Here is a 16102-nt window from a genome sequence, read left to right on the forward strand (position 1 = left end):
GCAGCGGTCATGTAAGCTGGTTACACTGCCTACCTTGAATTTTAATCATCTCGAGGTAAGGCATGGCAATGAAACAGGCGAATTGGGTGCTGCTGGCAGCGATGACGGCAGCCGGCGTGGTCGGTTGTGGTGGTGAGGCGAATCCGGTGCCGCCGGTGCAGGAAGGTACGACCGTCTCGCTGGCGTTGATGGAGACCACCGACCTGCACGCCAACGTCATGAGCTACAACTATTATTCGCTGACCGAGGACACCAGCCTGGGACTGGAACGCACGGCCACCCTGGTCAGCGCTGCACGCGCGGAAAACCCCAACAATGTCCTGCTCGACAACGGCGACACCATCCAGGGCACGCTGCTGGGCGACCTGCAGGCGGTGACCAAGCCGGTGGCCTGCTCCGAGACCATGGCCATCCACAAGGTGATGAACGCCATGAAGTTCGACGGCGGCGGCTTCGGCAACCATGAATTCAACTACGGCTTGCCGCTGCTGAGCCAGATCACCAATACCGACTTCGGCATTCCCGGCGTGAGCAAGCCGGCCGGCAACTGCGGCGCACCGGTGTTCCCGCTGGCGCTGAGCAATGTGACAGGCGTGGCCAGCGGCAAACCGATCGTCCAGCCCACCGCCCTGCTGCCGCGCACCTTCCGCGCCACCGCGCCCGATGGCAGTGCGCTCGACGTCAAGATCAATATCGGCATCATGAGTTTCGTGCCGCCGCAGATCCTCGAGTGGGACCAGAAGAACCTGGCCGGCAAGGTGGCCGTCACCGGCGCCGTGGAAGCAGCCAGGCAATATGTGCCCGCGCTGCGCAACAAGGGAGCCGACCTGGTGGTGGCGCTGTCGCACGGCGGTCTGGACCCGAGCCCGTACAGCCCGAAGATGGAAAACCCCAGTTACCACCTGACCGGCACCGGCATCGACGCCCTGCTGATCGGTCACTCGCACCTGATCTTCCCCAAGGGTAAAGAAGCCGGCGCTGCCGCGCTGGACGCCTCGTTTGCGGCGTTCCCGGCCAGCGCCAACATCGACGCCGTCAACGGCTTCGTCAATGGCGTACCGACCGTGATGGCGCAAAGCTGGGGCCGTCGCCTCGGCATCATCAAGATGACGCTGGTGTACCAGGGCGGCAAATGGGTGGTGCAGCCGGCCAAGACCAGTGTCGAATCGCGCGGTTTCAAGTACACCGACGGCAAGACCAATATCGCTGCCGATCCCGCGATCGCACCGCTGGTGGCCACCGAGCACGCGGCCACCATCGCCTACGCCAAGCAGCCGCTGGGCGTGTCGACCGACTTCGAGATGTCGTCGTACTTTGCGCTGGCCGGCGACGTGTCGGCAATCCAGCTGGTCAACCAGGCCCAGCTGGACTACGTGAAGAACTTCATCGCCACCAGCACCGACGCCACCATCGCCAGCTACAAGAACATCCCGGTCATCTCGTGCAGCGCGCCGTTCAAGGCCGGCCGCAACGGGCCGTCGGACTTCACCGACGTGGCGCCAGGCGCCAGCGCTGGCGCACCGGTCGGCCTGCAGGTGCGCAACCCGGGCGACCTCTACCTGTACAGCAATAACAACCTGCAGGCCGTCAAGATCAAGGGCTCCGACCTGAAGGCCTGGCTCGAAACCTCGGCCAAGCAGTTCGCCGCAATCAACCCGGCCTTGACCACCGAGCAGGACCTGGTGCCCAGCTATTCGACCATCTACAACTACGACGTGTTCTATGCCGAGGGCAATGCGCTGACGTACCAGATCGACGTCACCAAGCCGGCCGGCAGCCGCATCGTCAACCTGGTGTACCAGGGCAAACCGGTCGCCGATGGCGACGACTTCATCGTCGCCACCAACGATTACCGCGCCGGCGGCGGCGGCGCCGTGCCCGGCATCGACGGCAGCAAGACCATCATCAAGTCGCCGGACGCCAACCAGACCGTGGTCAGCAACTACCTGGCGGCGCGCGGCAAGGCCACCGGCAAGGTCAGCCTGGCCGATAACGGCAGCGCGCGCAGCTGGAGCTTCGTCAAGGTGGCGACCGCCGGCCCCGTGATCCTGCGTTCGGCGCCGGGCCACCTGGGCCTGGCGAAAAGCACGGGCATCACGGCGGTGGCGGCAGAAGGCAGCCTCGACGCCAGCGGCTTTGCCAAGTACACGATCGACCTGAGCAAATGATGGTGGATTGCTGACCATGCGAACCCGAACCATGAAAACAGCGGGCACGGGCTACCCCGGCTATCGTCACAGCGTGCTGGCTGCGTTGCTGGCCGGTACGGCTTTGCTGGCCGGCTGCCAGCTCCAGCGCAGCGCGCCCAGCAATGCCGAAATCGAAGTGGTCGGCATGAAGGCGATCCAGGAAGCGGACGCCAGCGCCGAGCGCAAGCTGCTGTCGTGGTCGCAGCAAAACCTGCCGGTGGCCCAGCGCGAACTGGCGCTGGTGTACCGGCAGCGGCCGCAGCAGCGCAACGCTGCGCTGCGCCTGTTCGAACAGGCCGCGCGCGGCGGCGACGTGCAGGCAGCCTTCGAGCTGGGCGAGATGCTGCGGCTGGGCGTGGTGAATGTAGCGCCGCAGCCGCTGGCCGCAGCCGCGTGGTACCGGCAGGCGGCGCAGCAAGGCCACGCGCGCGCCGCGCTGGCGCTGGCGCTGCTGTACAAGAACGGCAGCGGCGTGGCCCGCGACGATACGCAGGCTGCGCACTGGCTGCAAGCGGCCAGCGACGCCGGCAACGCGCACGCGATGTTCCTGCTGTCGTACTTCTACCGCGCGGGCCAGGGCGTGCCGCAAGACGCCGCCCGGGCGCGCACGCTGCTCGAAGAATCGGCCGAACACGAATACCCGCCGGCGATCCAGGAACTGGCGATGACGGTCGAAGTCGGCGACGCCCACAGCCCCCGGGACCTGCACCGCGCCAGCCACCTGCTCAAGGAAGCCACCGAGCACCGCCACAACAACTGGAACCGCTACTAAACTTCCGGGTTGGACCCTGATGCCGTCAAGTCAAGGGCACCTCGAAAACCGTAGCGATAGCAGGTCGCGCAGTAGGTTTTTCGAGGTCCTCTTTATCGAAAGTATTGATGTTGTTGGCATAAAAACGTCGTCCCCGCGCAGGCGGGGACCCCATTTGGCTGGCATGCCGACGCATGTCGCTGTACTTGGGTACCCGCCTTCACGGGTACGACGGCGATGAAGACCTTCACGGCATGAGGACCGGCCCCCGCAGTCAGGCGGCAAGGTGGGCGATTTCGCGCTGCATGTTGTCGATGGCGCGGTCGTTGTATTGGCTGGCGAAATACGGGTCGCAGAACAGCTGGCCGGCCTGGGCTTTGCGGCTCAGGTGGGCCAGGGCGCCGGTGCGCTGGTGGCGGTAGTCGGCGTCGGGCAGGTGGGCGTATTCCTGGCGGATGCCGCGGGCGTAGTTGCGGTAGACCTCGTCATCCTGGCCCAGGATGGCCAGGTCCACGCACAGCATCACGGCCTTGAGCGGATGTTCGATGGCCGCTTCCTGGAAATGGTCGGTAGCCCGTATCAGCGCGGCGGCAGGTTCCATTTCCTGGCCCAGGTGGCTGCCCAGCCAGAGCCGGGCGCTCGCTTCCTCGTTGCTGGGCACCCCCTCCCCCAGGCCGTGCGCGTATTCGGCGTCGTGGAACCAGAACGCCTGCTTGACGATCTCGATATCGGCCGCAGACGGCTTGGTGTTGGCAGCCCAGGCGCGGATTTCGGACAGGCCGTGCACCAGGTGGTCGAGGTTGTGATAGTGGCGCGCCGTGCCGCCGTAGGCGGTGGCGCCGGTCAGGCGCGCAAACCAGGCGTCGGCGTGGTTGATCGCGGACTCGTCTGCCTGGGCGTAGTCCCACAGCAGTTCCCACTCGTTGCGCAGCCAGCCCAGCACCCAGGCGTGATAGGCCGGGCCGGGCACGAATTTTTTCATGATCCAGTTCCAGCCGATCGGCCCTTCCAGCGCCTTGACGAAGCTCGAACTGACGGAGCCGAGGTCGCGTGGCGGCATGACGAAGATGGTCTTGGCGCCTTGCAGCACATCGACATTGGTTTGCTGGATCAGGTTTTCGTAGTCGAAGTCGGCGGTGGTGCGGATGCCGCGGATCAGGTATTCGGCGCCGTGCTTGCGGGCCGCGCGCGCCGTGTAGTCGCCACGCACGATCACCACCTGGACATTGTCCCAGCCCTGCTCTGCGCAGCTGAGCGCGATGATGCTCTTGCGCTCCTCGGCCGTGAACTTGGGTTTCTTGGCGGTGTTCTCGGACAGGAATACCACCACCTCGTCCGCCATCGACCGGGCTTCGTTGATCACCCACATGTGGCCGTTGGTGATCGGGTCCAGCGTGCCCGAGAATCCGATTTTTTTCATCTTGCCGTCCCGCATATCAAAACGGCATTTTAGACCGGAGTGGGCCTCGCAGTCTCGGGAAAATCGATGCTGATCTTCAGGCCGCCGAGCCGTGCGGACGTATCGAGCGTCAGCACGGCGCCGTGGCGCTCGGCGATCGACTTGATGATGGCCAGTCCCAGCCCGCTGCCCCCGGCCTGGCTGCCCGGCACGCGGTAGAAGCGGCTGAACACGCGTTCGCGCTCGTCGGGCGGAATGCCGGGGCCGGAATCCTCGACGCTGAGCAGCACCCTGCCCGGCGCCGCCACGCCCTTGACCTTGCCGGCACCTTCGTTCGGAATGCGGCGCAGCGCGATATCGACGGTGCCGCCGGAAGGCGTGTACTTGATGGCGTTATCGACCAGGTTGCGCAGCAGGATGATCAGCGCGTCGGGCTGGCCATCGACAGCGACATCGTCGGCATGCTCGAGACCGAGGTCGATCTGGCGTGCCTGCGCCAGGCCCGCCATGTCGCCCAGCGTGCGCTTGACCAGCTCGGACAGGTGGACGCGGTCGAGCCGCACATCGTCGACCGAGCCTTCCTGGCGCGCCAGCACCAGCAATTGCTCCACCAGCCGCGTGGCGCGCTCGATGCCGGCCGTGACACGGCCGATGGCCACGCTGCGCGCGGCATCGTCCTGCGCCCGCTCCAGGCTCAGCACCTGCAGCTTGAGCGCGGCCAGCGGCGAGCGCAGCTCGTGCGCGGCGTCGGCCACGAAATGCTGCTGCGCCTCGAACGCGGTGCGCACGCGGCCGAACAGCAGGTTCAGCTCGTGCACCAGCGGCAGCACCTCGTCGGGCAGATCGTTTTCGGACACCGGCGACAGATCGTCGGCCTGGCGCGCCGCCACCTGGCGCTTGACCCGCGACACCGGCGCCAGCGAACCGCTGACCACCCACCACACCACCAGCATCAGGATCGGCGCCATCACGGCAATCGGCCCCACCGTGCGCAGGGCCAGCGTGCCGGCCATGCGCTGGCGCACGGCCATGTCCATCGCCACCTGCACGGTCTGGTTGCTGGTCTGCACCGAGAAGATACGGTAGGTGGTGTTGTTGGCCTTGACGTTGGAAAAACCGAGCACGGCCCGCTGCGGCAGCGCCGCGCGCGACAGCGAACGGAACACCTGGGCGCCGTCGGGCGTCCACACCTGCACCACGAGGTCGTCGTTGCCGGGATCGGGCGAGGCGTCGGCCGCCTTGTTGGTCAGCGTGGCGCTCGAACGCAGCGACATCGCCATCTGCTGCATGTGGTAATCGAAAATCTGGTCGGCGTCGCTCAGTGCGCTGCGGTAGGCGATCGCTGCCTGGGCAATGGCTGCCATGGTGATCGCTGCCAGCAGGAACCACAGCAGGCGTCCGCGCAGCGAGTGCGTGACCACCGGCACCCGCGGCATCGTCGGCAGCTTCACCTTCATCCTCATAGCTTGGGCACCATGTAGCCGAGGCCGCGCACGTTCTGGATCAGTTCGGCCCCGAGCTTCTTGCGCAGACCGTGGATGTACACCTCGACCGCATTGCTGTTGACTTCATCCTTCCAGCTGTACAGCTTTTCTTCGAGCTGGTGGCGCGACAGCACGATGCCGGGCCGGGCGATCAGCGCCTCGAGCACGGCCCATTCGCGCGCCGACAGGTTCACCTGCTTGCCGTCGGCCAGCACTTCGCGCGTCTGCGGATTGACGCTGACGCCGCCGTGCTCGAACACCGGCTCGGCGCGTCCGGCCGAGCGGCGCAGCAGGGCGCGGATCCGGGCCAGCAGTTCGTCGAGGTCGTAGGGCTTGAGCACATAGTCGTCGGCGCCGGCGTCGAGGCCGGCAATGCGCTGCTCCTTGGCGTCGCGCGCGGTGGCGACCAGCACCGGCGTCAGCTCCTTGCGCGCCCGCATCGAGCGCAGCACTTCGAGACCATCCTTGCGCGGCAGGCCGAGGTCGAGCAGCACCAGGTCGTAGGTCTGGGTTTGCAGCGCGGTGTCGGCCATGTCGCCGTCCTTGACCCAGTCCACGGCGTAGTGCTCGGCCCGCAACAGGTCGAGCACCACTTCGCCGATCATGGTGTCATCTTCTACCAGCAGAAGTCGCATGGTGGTTTCCTTTTCTTGTTGTTGCTGCGTTCTGCCGGGACGGCGTTCATGTCATCGGGGCGGAGTCGGTTTAGCCCAGACGCACGGGAATAAAGATTGTATCGCCGCCCCGCTGGATCAGCAACGCGACCGACTTGCCGGACTTGTTCACCACCTGGCGCACCTGGTCGATATTGGTGACCGCGTAGCCGTTGACCGACAGCAGTACGTCGCCCGGCTGCACGCCGGCGTTTTGCGCAGCGCCGCCGGCGTCTTCGATCACCAGGCCGTTGGCGATGCCGCTGTCGCGGCGCTCGTTCGGATCGAGCGGGCGCAGCGACAGCCCCAGCTTGGCGCTGGCCTGCTCGGCACGGTCGCTGGTGGCCGAGACGGCCGCCACCTTGTCGTTCAGGTTGCCGAGCGTGGCATCGAGCGCAATCAGTTTGCCCTGGCGCCAGACTTCCAGCTTGACCGTGCTGCCCGGCTTGATCAGGCCGACCATGGCCGGCAGGTCGATCGAGCTGACGACTTTCTTGCCATTCATGCTGCGCACCACGTCGCCCGCTTTCAGGCCGGCCTTGTCGGCCGGACCGCCGCGTTCGACGTTGGCCACCAGCGCACCTTCAGGCGTGGCCAGCTTGAACGAATCGGCGATGTCCTGCCCCACTTCCTGCACCGTCACACCAAGCTTGGCGTGTTCGACCTTGCCGGTGGAGACGATCTGGTTGGCGATCGTGGTGGCCACTTCGATCGGGATCGCGAACGACAGGCCCTGGTAGCCGCCGGTCTGGCTGTAGATCTGCGAGTTGATGCCGACCACTTCGCCACGGGTATTGAACAGCGGACCGCCGGAGTTGCCGGGATTGACGGCCACGTCGGTCTGGATGAACGGCACGTACGAATCGTCGGGCAGCGAACGGCCCTTGGCGCTGACCACGCCGGCCGTTACCGTGTTGTCGAGGCCGTACGGCGAGCCGATCGCCAGCACCCACTCGCCGACCTTGACATTGTCGGCCTTGGCCAGCGGTACCACCGGCAAATCCTTGGCATCGATCTTCAGCACGGCGACGTCGGTTTTCGGATCGGAACCGAGCACCTTGGCGCGGAATTCGCGGCGGTCGGTCAGCTTGACGGTCACCTCGCGCGCATCGCGCACCACGTGGGCATTGGTCAGGATGATGCCGTCGGAACTGATGATGAAGCCCGAGCCCATGCCGTGGGTCGGCACTTCGCGCTGGCCGCCACGAGGACCCTGGCCCTGGAAGCGGCGGAAGAATTCCATGAACGGATCGTCGCCGAAGGCGTCGGCGCGGCCCTGGCCCGGCCCCTGGCCCGGCCCCTGGCCATCGTACGAGGTCTTGGTGGTGCCGCGGACGTCGATGTTGACCACGGCCGGGCCGTTCTTGGCCGCCACCACGGAGAAGTCGGGCAGGGAAATCGACGGTGCAGCCACGGCAGCCGGCGCACCGGCGTTGGCCGATGGCGGCGCCAGCGCTGCCACCGGCGTACTGCCGGCAGCTACCGCGTTACTCTGCTTGACAGCAACCGCCCCCCCGGCGCCGATGGCAGCCACGATGGCCAGCGCGGCGACGGTGCGTTGGAAGGTTTTCGATCCGGGTTGGATAGTCTGGGACATGTTGCGCTCCTGATTGAATTAGGAATTTCGATGTCTTCAATATGAGGCAAAAAACTTAGACCCTACTTAACGAAATTTCCACGGAAACATATGCTTACAACACATGCCGGCCGTGGATATGGACTATAGACGTGGCACTGGCCGGAGGTTCCGGCCAGTGCTTGGGTCATGCCTCTAGGGAACCTCGCAAAACCTACTGCGCGACCCGCTACGGTTTTTCGAGGTCCCCTCTACGGGCAAATTACGCCGATTACGCTGCCTGGCGCTGCTCCAGGGCGGTGACGTTGCCGTTCTGACCGTCGATGACGATCTTGCGGGGCTTGAGCGCTTCGGGCACTTCACGCACCAGTTCAATGGTCAGCATGCCGTTGTCGAAGCTGGCGCCCGTCACCTTGACGTGGTTGGCCAGCTGGAAGCGCTGTTCGAAGTCGCGCGCTGCGATGCCGCGGTGCAGATAGGTGCGCTCGGTAGCGTCTTTCTGCTTGCGGCCGACCACGTGCAGCGAGTCGCGCTCGAAGGTGATGTCGATCTCGTCGCGGTTGAAGCCGGCCAGCGCCATCACGATGCGGTACTGGTCATCGGACACGAGTTCGATGTTGTAAGGGGGATAGCTGGGCGACGCATCGGCGCGCTGGGCATCGTTGAGCATTTGTGCCAGGCGATCGAAGCCGATGGCGGAACGGTACAGCGGAGTCAGGTCGAAAGTACGCATGATAAATATCCTTGTCAAGTTAAGCGATAAGTTGTTTCCCCCTCGGAAGCGCTCCTCGGGGCCCGTGGTCCCCTGCTGGGCAACCACTGGTTCCGATATAGGATGGGGGCCAAATGCTTTCAAGGGCTTTTTTTCACATTTTTTTTGCGCCTTTTTTCGGGTCTTTGCGGGTTTTTGCCGCTCGCCCTGCGTGCTACACTCTTTCTCTTGTTCAATCACGATCCGAGTCCTCAATGTCCCTCACCCGTGCCGCACTCGCCGTCCTGCTCGCTACCTCGTTCAGCGCCCAGGCAGAGACGATTTCCGAACAGCCTTACCCCGGCACTATCATCCTGAAAGTGGACGCGTCCAACACGGCGCAGCAGATTTTCCGCGTACGCCAGACCATCCCCGCCAGGCCCGGTAAGCTGACCCTGCTGTATCCGCAGTGGGTGGTGGCCAATCACGGTCCCAGCGGCGCGTTGAACCAGTTTGCCGGCCTCCAGACCAGCGCCAACGGCAAGCCGGTCGCATGGCACCGCGACCCGCTCAATGTGTGGGCGTTCGTGGTCGATGTGCCGGCCGACGCCAATGCGGTCGAGGTCGAATTCCAGTACCTGTCGCCGGTGGAAGCGAACCAGGGTCGCACCACGTTTACCAACGACATCCTCGGCGTGCAATGGCAGTCGCTGGCGATCTACCCGGCCGGCTACCGCAGCCGCAACATCACGATCCAGCCGAATCTGACCGTGCCGCCGGGCTGGCAGTTCGGCACTGCGCTGGAGACGGCCGCGCGCAACGGCGACGAGATCGCCTTCAAGCCGCTGGACTTCGAAACCTTCCTCGATTCGCCGCTGTTTGCCGGCCGCTATTTCCGCCGCATCGACCTCGACCCGGGCGCGAAAATCCCGGTCCACCTGAACGTGGTGGCCGACAGCCCCGAGCAGCTCGACGCGACGCCGGAACAGATCGCCCCGCACCGCGCGCTGATCCAGCAATCGTATAAACTGTTTAACTCGAAACACTACAAGCACTACGATTTCCTGTTTGCCATCAGCGACGAATTCGGCGGCATCGGCCGCGAGCATCACCAGTCGAGCGAGAACGGCGTCAAGTCCGGCTACTTCACCGAGTGGGCCAAGTGGGAAGCGCGGCGCGAACTGCTGCCGCACGAATTTGCCCACTCGTGGAACGGCAAGTTCCGCCGCCCGGCCGGCCAGGACGTGCCCAACTTCAACACTCCGCTCGACAACTCGCTGCTGTGGGTCTACGAAGGCCAGACCCAGTACTGGGGCGCGGTGCTGGCCGCCCGCTCGGGCCTGATCAAGCCGGAAAACACGCGCGACCTGCTGGCCGCATCTGCTGCCCGCCTCGACAACGTGCGTGGCCGCGCGTGGCGCGCGGTGCAGGACACCACCTACGATCCGATCATCAACGCCCGCCGTCCGCAGGTATGGAACAACTGGCAGCGCGGCGAGGACTATTACCAGGAAGGCCAGCTGATCTGGCTCGACGCCGACACCCTGATCCGCGAACTGTCGGGCGGCAAGCGCTCGCTCAACGATTTCGCCCGCAACTTCTTCGGCGTCGATGACGGCGTCAACGTGGCCAAGCACTACACCTTCGAGGACGTGGTCGCTGCCCTGAACGCGGTGCAGCCGCACGACTGGGCCACCTTCCTGCGCAGCCGCGTGGAGGGCCACGGTCCGGGCGCCCCGCTCGACGGCCTGACCCGCGCCGGCTGGAAACTGGTGTACACCGACAAGCAGACGCCGTTCCTGAAGGCCCAGGAAGAGCTGAGCAAGTCGGCCAACTTCCAGTACTCGCTCGGCTTCTCGGTCGGCGAAGGCGGCAAGCTCGAATCGTTCATCTGGGAAGGCATCGGCTTCAAGGCCGGCCTGTCGGGCAACTCGACGCTGCTGGCGGTCAACGGCCGCGCCTACAAGCCCGAGGTGCTGCGCACGGCGATCACGGCCGCCAAGGGCGGCAAGGAGCCGATCGAGCTGCTGGTCAAAAAGGGTAACCTGTACACCACGTACGCGATCGACTACCACGACGGCCTGAAATACCCGCGCCTGGAACGCATCAAGGGCACGCCTGACCGCCTGGAAGCAATTCTGCAGCCGTTGAAGTAAGATGCCGTGACACCCACCTTGCCGAGGACCACATGCTGACGTTGTACACCTGGACCACCCCGAACGGACGCAAGATTCCGATCATGCTCGAAGAACTGGGACTTCCGTACGAGATCAAGACCGTCAACCTCGGCAAGGACGAACAGTTCTCGCCCGCCTTTTTGGCCATTTCGCCCAACAACAAGATTCCGGCCCTGGTCGATCATGGCGCCGAGGGCGGCCCCCTCAGCATTTTCGAGAGCGCGGCCATCCTGGTCTATCTGGCCGACAAGACCGGCAAGCTGCTGCCGGCAGCCGGTCCGGCCCGCTACAAGGTGCTGGAATGGCTGAGCTGGCAGATCGGCGGTCTCGGTCCGATACTGGGCCAGGTCGGCTTTTTCGAAATCCATTCGCCGGAAAAATCGGCGCTGGCCAGCAAGCGCTTCCTGGAAGAATCGGACCGCCTGCTCGGTGTGCTGGACAAGCAATTGTCGCAACACACGTATGTCGCCGGCGACGACTACAGCATTGCCGACATCGCCTGCTACCCGTGGGTGGCGGTGATCGACGACGCGCTCAAGCCCGCGCTCGGCGCGCGCCTCGCCGGCAAGCCGCATGTACGGCGCTGGATGGACCTCTTGGCCGCGCGCCCCGCCGTGCAACGTGGCATGGCTTTACCAAAAACGACTGACTAAATCCAAGGAACAACATGAGTGCTGATACCGACATCCAACTGAGCGGCCCGTTCAAGGCCACCGACGGCGCCGGCCGCGCCCACGACGCCAAGGCGATCCGCATCTTCGACGAAGGTTACGGCGCCATCGACGTGTACGTGGACTTCAGCGCCTCGATCAGCGGCCTGCACAAGGACAAGACCCTGATCGACGCCGTGTTAGCACAGCTGCGCACGGTCGGCTACAAGGGCCCGGCCTTGAGCGCCGGCGATCCGGTGCTGCAGGAAAACAAGCTGCTGGTGCTGGAAGCGCCGGACGCCTTCAACACCTTCGCCGCCAGCAAGGGCTGGAAGGACCTGGCCGAGGAATTCGGCGGCGAATAGTGACAGGTTGCTTACCTGATGTAGCGGCGGCTCCATGCCGCGATCAGGTCGGCCACATACACCGCATCTTCGCGCCGGGTCAGCAAATGGTCGGCGCTATCGAGCGATACAAAACTTTTCGGGTGCCTGGCGGCGGTGACGATTTCCATCGCATTGGTCACCGGCACCGTGTCGTCGCCCGGCGCATGCATCACCAGCAACGCCCGCTGGAGGCCGGCGATCTTCGGTTTCAGCGCATACGCTTCGGCGTCCTCGAAAAAATGGCGCTTGATGCGGAACGGCCGTCCGGCCAGCGGCACCATGGCCTCGCCCTGCTGCCGGATCAGTGCCTGGTACGGGCTACCGAACAGGCTCGGCATGTGAGTCGGATCGCTGGGCGAACCGATCGTCACCACGGCCGTCGCTTCGGCGATCTGTTCAGCGGCGGCCAGCATGGCCGTGCCGCCCAGGCTATGGCCGATCAACAATTGCGGCGCCGCGTGCTGCGCGCGCAGGAAATCGGCCGCTGCCACCAGGTCCGCCACGTTCGAGGAAAAATTGGTGTCGGCAAAATCGCCCTCGCTGCCACCAAGTCCCGTGAAGTCGAACCGCAGCACGGCGATGCCATGGCCAGCGAGCGCCTGCGCCAGCCGGTGCGCGCCGATCGCATCCTTGCCGCAAGTAAAACAATGAGCAAACAGCGCATGGGCGCGGATCGCGCCATCGGGTACGTCGAGCTTGGCGGCCAGCTTGTGACCGTTGGCGATAAATTCCTGTCTTTGAGAACGCATGCACACTCCTGCAACTTCGATGAGGCCGTACTCTGACGCATAAGTGCTGGCGGGACAAGTCCATGCCCGTGAACTTTGCATAAACGCCTTGCAAAATGCCTCGTTTGAGCTAGTCTGATTACTCAAAGGAGACAGATATGTCCAATCTCATGAAGAAGTCCGCCACCGCATCCGCCCCGGCACCCATCAAGGTCCCCAAGACGAGTCACAGAACCGCCAAGCCGCAGCACAGCGCTCACGTCAGTCCGCTCGCGAACCTCAATCCGCAAGGACGGATCGCGTTGATACGGCAAGGTATACCGGCCTCGTCGATCAGCAGCCTGTCCGCGCGCATGGGCTTGAGCAAGGAAATCTTGCTCACCAGCCTGGGCCTGTCGCGCGCCACCATCAGCCGCAAGGAAAAAGATGCGATCGTGCTCTCCAGTGACGAATCGGAACGGGTGCTGGGCGTGGAAAACCTGATCGCCATGGTGCAAACCATGGTCGAAGAGTCGGGCGACCCCACCGGTTTCGATGCCGCCCGCTGGGTCTCTGAATGGCTGACCGAACCGTTGCCCGCGCTCGGGGGCGAAACCCCGGCCAGTTATATGGACACCTTCGAGGGGCAGAAGCTGGTGGCAGGATTGCTTGCCATGAGCCAAAGCGGCGCTTACGCATGACAGCGACGGTGTGGCGCATTGCGGTGGAAGCACCGACCTATGCAGCCAACGACTTGAGCGGCACGGGCGCCAGCCTGACCGGTGGGCGCTGGAACAGTATCGGCACGCCGCTCATATACTGCGCCACCAATATTGCGCTGGCAACGCTTGAGACAGTGCAGTACACGAGGATCGGTCGCCTGCCGTACAACCGTTATTTGGTGCGCATCGACATTCCCGATGCCGTCTGGGCCGCGTGCCAAGTCCTCGCGCCCCTGCCCGGCGGCTGGGATGCCGTGCCTGCCGGCCTCACCTCGATGGCAGCAGGCGATGCCTGGGTCGCTTCCGGCACCAGCGCCCTGCTGCGCGTGCCATCGGTGATGGTGCCCGACGAAGACAACGTGCTGATCAACCCCCAGCACCCCGACACGGCTGCCATCACCGCCACCACGGTCAAGCGCTGGCTGTACGATCCGCGTTTTTTCAAACGCTGATTGACTGTTACCAGATATAGCCGCACGACAAGCAAATCGGTCTTGCATATTGGCGCAAACGGGGATTATACTGTACATACATACAGTATCAATCTAATAACAACCATGCTTACGCCACCGCTCCCCATCACTGCCGCAGCCGCCCAGGCTGGCCGCCTGGTCATGCGCGATGTGTGGCGCGCCAGTGAACTGGCCATTTCGCGCACGACCACCTGCCCCACCGGCCACGCCCGGCTCGACAGCGAACTGCCCAACGGCGGCTGGCCGCGTTCGGCGCTGATCGAACTGCTGGTACAGCAACATGGCATCGGCGAAATGCAGTTATTAAAACCGGTGCTGGCCAGCCTGGCGGCGCGCCAGCGGGTGGCGCTGGTGCAACCGCCCTATCTGCCGCACGCCATGGCCTGCCGCGCCTGGCAGGTCAACGACCGCAACCTGTTGTGGCTCAAGCCGGCCAGCAGTGCCGATGCGCTGTGGTCGGCCGAGCAAATCCTCAAGAACGGTGCCTGCGGCGCGGTGCTGCTGTGGCAGGCCCATGTCCGGCCCGAGGCGCTGCGCCGGCTCAACCTGGCGGCGCAAAGCACCGACACCTGGCTGTGGCTGCTGCGACCGATCGCGGCAGCAGCAGACGCCTCGCCGTCGCCGCTGCGCATGACCCTGCGCCCGGCCGCCGGCGGCATCTCGCTGGACATCATCAAGCGCAAGGGGCCTCACTGCGACCAGCCCCTGTTCATACCCCTGGCCGATATGCCGGTTCCCCTGCATATGCCGCTGCAACCTGCCACCCACGATCATGAAACTGCTGTTAAGCGTCCACCTGCCATTGTTGCCGCTCGAAGCGCAACGACCGTGCTGGTCTGAGCCGGCGCCGATGGTCGTCGTCGAGCACGGCCTGGTGCTGGTCATGTCGCGCCAGGCTGCGCAGGCCGGTGTGCGCCTGGGCATGCGCGGCGGCGGCGTGGCGGCCATCGCGCCCGACACCGTGCTGCTCGACCGCGCGGCCGAGAAGGAAGACCAGGCGCTGGTCGCGATTGCCACCGCGCTGATGCAGTACACGCCCGACATCAGCTACCAGCCCGACTGGTCGCTGCTGCTGGACGTCAGCGCCAGCCTGACCCTGTTCAAGGGTCCCCATGCGCTGTGCCGGCGCGTGCTGCACAGCGTAGCCGCGCTCGGCTTCACGCTGCAACTGGGCGCCGCGCCCACGGCCGAAGGCGCCTGGCTGCTGGCGCGCAACGAGCGGCGCAAGGAGCAGCCCAAGGGGCGCCGCGTGGCGTCGATGGAGCGCCTGCAGCAGCGGCTCAACCAGTTGCCGTGTGCGCTGATTCCGGCCGCTGCGCCGTTCCAGGGCTGGCTCACCGACATCGGCGCGCGCGACCTGGGCGCCTTGCGCCGCCTGCCGCGCGCGGGGCTGCTGCGGCGCACCCACAAGGATGTGCTGGCCGCGCTCGACCGCGCCTACGGCGAGGCGCCCGAAATGTTCGAGTGGATCAAGCCGCCGTTGCAGTTTGCCGCCCGCATCGACACCTTCGAGCGCGTGGAGCACGCCGAAGCCCTGCTGCACGGCGCCGCCAGCCTGATCCTGCAACTGGTGGGCTGGCTCGCCGCCATGCAGCAGGCCGTGCGCGCCTTCACGCTCTACCTCGAACATGAACGGGGGCGCGCGGCAGTGGCGCCCACGGCGCTGGAGATCATGCTGGCCGAGCCGGCGTGGCACGAGTCGCACCTGATCCGCCTGCTCAAGGAGCGCCTGGCCAAGGTCGAGCTGCAGGCGCCGGTCATCGCGCTGCGGCTCGAGGCGGATAAGCTCGACGCCATGCTGCCGCCCAATGCCTCGCTGTTTCCCGAGCCGGGCGGCACGCCGCAGGATTACCACCGGCTGCTGGAACTGCTCACCGCGCGCCTCGGCGTCGACAACGTGGTCACGCCCGCCACGGTGGACGATTACCGGCCCGAAATTTCCAACACCTGGCTGCCAGCCACGGTCAAGCGTCCGCGGCCAGCGCCCGGCGACGTGTTCGACGGCCGGCCGTTCTGGCTGTTGCCCAAGCCGATTGCGCTGCTGATGCGCGATAACCGGCCGTTCTACGGCAGCGCCCTGAAAATCCTTTCCGGTCCCGAACGCCTGGAGGCAGGCTGGTGGAACGACCAGAGCGCCGCCCGCGATTATTTCGTGGCCCAGGGCAGCGACGCCAGCTGCTACTGGATCTACCTCGAACGCACCACCGATGCGCGCTGGTTCTTGCACGGACTGTATGCCTGACC

15 protein-coding genes are annotated in these 16102 nt (G+C 65.2%); 9 read left to right on the forward strand and 6 right to left on the reverse strand.

All coding sequences use genetic code 11. From position 1 onward, the window contains the following. Nucleotides 1–68 precede the first annotated feature (68 nt). Together ASF61_RS14175 and ASF61_RS14180 are read left to right on the forward strand one after the other, a co-directional pair. Nucleotides 69–2168: a bifunctional 2',3'-cyclic-nucleotide 2'-phosphodiesterase/3'-nucleotidase gene (locus ASF61_RS14175; RefSeq protein ID WP_056156902.1), complete on the forward strand. Its 2100-nt coding sequence runs from the start codon at nucleotides 69–71 to the stop codon at nucleotides 2166–2168. Between the two features lie 31 nt (nucleotides 2169–2199). Continuing rightward, nucleotides 2200–2961 (forward strand): tetratricopeptide repeat protein, encoded by a 762-nt coding sequence (locus ASF61_RS14180; protein WP_056156904.1) that lies wholly within the window; start codon nucleotides 2200–2202, stop codon nucleotides 2959–2961. Nucleotides 2962–3214: 253 nt separating this feature from the next. On the opposite strand, the gene coaD is transcribed toward ASF61_RS14180, so the two are convergent. From coaD to ASF61_RS14205, 5 genes are all read right to left on the reverse strand, one after another. Continuing rightward, complete coding sequence (gene coaD, locus ASF61_RS14185; RefSeq protein WP_056158146.1) at nucleotides 3215–4360, reverse strand: pantetheine-phosphate adenylyltransferase; 1146 nt, start codon at nucleotides 4358–4360, stop codon at nucleotides 3215–3217. A gap of 29 nt (nucleotides 4361–4389) precedes the next feature. Next, nucleotides 4390–5796 carry an ATP-binding protein gene (locus ASF61_RS14190; protein WP_056156906.1) on the reverse strand — a complete coding sequence of 469 codons (1407 nt, stop codon included), beginning with the start codon at nucleotides 5794–5796 and terminating at the stop codon, nucleotides 4390–4392. Between the two features lie 2 nt (nucleotides 5797–5798). Continuing rightward, on the reverse strand, nucleotides 5799–6458 hold the full coding sequence (locus ASF61_RS14195; protein WP_056156908.1) for a response regulator transcription factor: 660 nt from the start codon (nucleotides 6456–6458) through the stop codon (nucleotides 5799–5801). A gap of 70 nt (nucleotides 6459–6528) precedes the next feature. After that, nucleotides 6529–8073, reverse strand: a complete 1545-nt coding sequence (locus ASF61_RS14200; RefSeq protein ID WP_056156910.1) for a DegQ family serine endoprotease — start codon at nucleotides 8071–8073, stop codon at nucleotides 6529–6531. 250 nt (nucleotides 8074–8323) lie between these two features. Continuing rightward, entirely contained in the window at nucleotides 8324–8785 is a 462-nt protein-coding gene (locus ASF61_RS14205) for an Hsp20 family protein (RefSeq protein WP_056156912.1), read from the reverse strand. 233 nt (nucleotides 8786–9018) lie between these two features. On the opposite strand from ASF61_RS14205, the gene ASF61_RS14210 reads away from it, so the two are divergent. From ASF61_RS14210 to ASF61_RS14220, 3 genes are read left to right on the forward strand one after another with little or no spacing between them, the layout of a single operon-like run. Then, nucleotides 9019–10899 (forward strand): M61 family metallopeptidase, encoded by a 1881-nt coding sequence (locus ASF61_RS14210; RefSeq protein ID WP_056156914.1) that lies wholly within the window; start codon nucleotides 9019–9021, stop codon nucleotides 10897–10899. Between the two features lie 32 nt (nucleotides 10900–10931). Then, nucleotides 10932–11573 (forward strand): glutathione S-transferase family protein, encoded by a 642-nt coding sequence (locus tag ASF61_RS14215; protein WP_056156915.1) that lies wholly within the window; start codon nucleotides 10932–10934, stop codon nucleotides 11571–11573. A gap of 14 nt (nucleotides 11574–11587) precedes the next feature. Further along, nucleotides 11588–11935, forward strand: a complete 348-nt coding sequence (locus ASF61_RS14220; protein WP_056156917.1) for a hypothetical protein — start codon at nucleotides 11588–11590, stop codon at nucleotides 11933–11935. An 11-nt stretch (nucleotides 11936–11946) separates the two neighbouring features. Here the strand turns inward: ASF61_RS14220 and ASF61_RS14225 are convergent, their stop codons facing one another. After that, on the reverse strand, nucleotides 11947–12705 hold the full coding sequence (locus tag ASF61_RS14225; protein ID WP_056156919.1) for a S9 family peptidase: 759 nt from the start codon (nucleotides 12703–12705) through the stop codon (nucleotides 11947–11949). A gap of 137 nt (nucleotides 12706–12842) precedes the next feature. On the opposite strand from ASF61_RS14225, the gene ASF61_RS24135 reads away from it, so the two are divergent. The 4 genes from ASF61_RS24135 (at nucleotide 12843) to ASF61_RS14245 (ending at nucleotide 16100) form a co-directional block, all read left to right on the forward strand. After that, entirely contained in the window at nucleotides 12843–13364 is a 522-nt protein-coding gene (locus ASF61_RS24135; protein ID WP_229205856.1) for an antitoxin Xre-like helix-turn-helix domain-containing protein, read from the forward strand. Continuing rightward, nucleotides 13361–13837, forward strand: a complete 477-nt coding sequence (locus ASF61_RS14235) for an RES family NAD+ phosphorylase (protein WP_056156921.1) — start codon at nucleotides 13361–13363, stop codon at nucleotides 13835–13837. The genes ASF61_RS24135 and ASF61_RS14235 overlap by 4 nt, the downstream gene beginning before the upstream one ends. 105 nt (nucleotides 13838–13942) lie before the next feature. Beyond that, nucleotides 13943–14698: a translesion DNA synthesis-associated protein ImuA gene (gene imuA / locus ASF61_RS14240; RefSeq protein ID WP_056156924.1), complete on the forward strand. Its 756-nt coding sequence runs from the start codon at nucleotides 13943–13945 to the stop codon at nucleotides 14696–14698. Then, nucleotides 14631–16100, forward strand: a complete 1470-nt coding sequence (locus ASF61_RS14245; protein ID WP_200919870.1) for a DNA polymerase Y family protein — start codon at nucleotides 14631–14633, stop codon at nucleotides 16098–16100. The genes imuA and ASF61_RS14245 overlap by 68 nt, the downstream gene beginning before the upstream one ends. Nucleotides 16101–16102: the final 2 nt, after the last annotated feature.

Source organism: Duganella sp. Leaf126, assembly GCF_001423125.1.
In the GTDB taxonomy this organism is placed as follows: domain Bacteria; phylum Pseudomonadota; class Gammaproteobacteria; order Burkholderiales; family Burkholderiaceae_D; genus Rugamonas.

Excerpts from the sequence above, each read along its gene's own strand:
- ASF61_RS14175 (WP_056156902.1), top strand. The coding sequence starts at position 69 with ATGAAACAGGCGAATTGGGTGCTGCTGGCAGCGATGACGGCAGCCGGC.
- ASF61_RS14180 (WP_056156904.1), top strand. The coding sequence starts at position 2,200 with ATGAAAACAGCGGGCACGGGCTACCCCGGCTATCGTCACAGCGTGCTG.
- coaD (WP_056158146.1), bottom strand. The coding sequence starts at position 4,360 with ATGAAAAAAATCGGATTCTCGGGCACGCTGGACCCGATCACCAACGGC.
- ASF61_RS14190 (WP_056156906.1), bottom strand. The coding sequence starts at position 5,796 with ATGAAGGTGAAGCTGCCGACGATGCCGCGGGTGCCGGTGGTCACGCAC.
- ASF61_RS14195 (WP_056156908.1), bottom strand. The coding sequence starts at position 6,458 with ATGCGACTTCTGCTGGTAGAAGATGACACCATGATCGGCGAAGTGGTG.
- ASF61_RS14200 (WP_056156910.1), bottom strand. The coding sequence starts at position 8,073 with ATGTCCCAGACTATCCAACCCGGATCGAAAACCTTCCAACGCACCGTC.
- ASF61_RS14205 (WP_056156912.1), bottom strand. The coding sequence starts at position 8,785 with ATGCGTACTTTCGACCTGACTCCGCTGTACCGTTCCGCCATCGGCTTC.
- ASF61_RS14210 (WP_056156914.1), top strand. The coding sequence starts at position 9,019 with ATGTCCCTCACCCGTGCCGCACTCGCCGTCCTGCTCGCTACCTCGTTC.
- ASF61_RS14215 (WP_056156915.1), top strand. The coding sequence starts at position 10,932 with ATGCTGACGTTGTACACCTGGACCACCCCGAACGGACGCAAGATTCCG.
- ASF61_RS14220 (WP_056156917.1), top strand. The coding sequence starts at position 11,588 with ATGAGTGCTGATACCGACATCCAACTGAGCGGCCCGTTCAAGGCCACC.
- ASF61_RS14225 (WP_056156919.1), bottom strand. The coding sequence starts at position 12,705 with ATGCGTTCTCAAAGACAGGAATTTATCGCCAACGGTCACAAGCTGGCC.
- ASF61_RS24135 (WP_229205856.1), top strand. The coding sequence starts at position 12,843 with ATGTCCAATCTCATGAAGAAGTCCGCCACCGCATCCGCCCCGGCACCC.
- ASF61_RS14235 (WP_056156921.1), top strand. The coding sequence starts at position 13,361 with ATGACAGCGACGGTGTGGCGCATTGCGGTGGAAGCACCGACCTATGCA.
- imuA (WP_056156924.1), top strand. The coding sequence starts at position 13,943 with ATGCTTACGCCACCGCTCCCCATCACTGCCGCAGCCGCCCAGGCTGGC.
- ASF61_RS14245 (WP_200919870.1), top strand. The coding sequence starts at position 14,631 with ATGAAACTGCTGTTAAGCGTCCACCTGCCATTGTTGCCGCTCGAAGCG.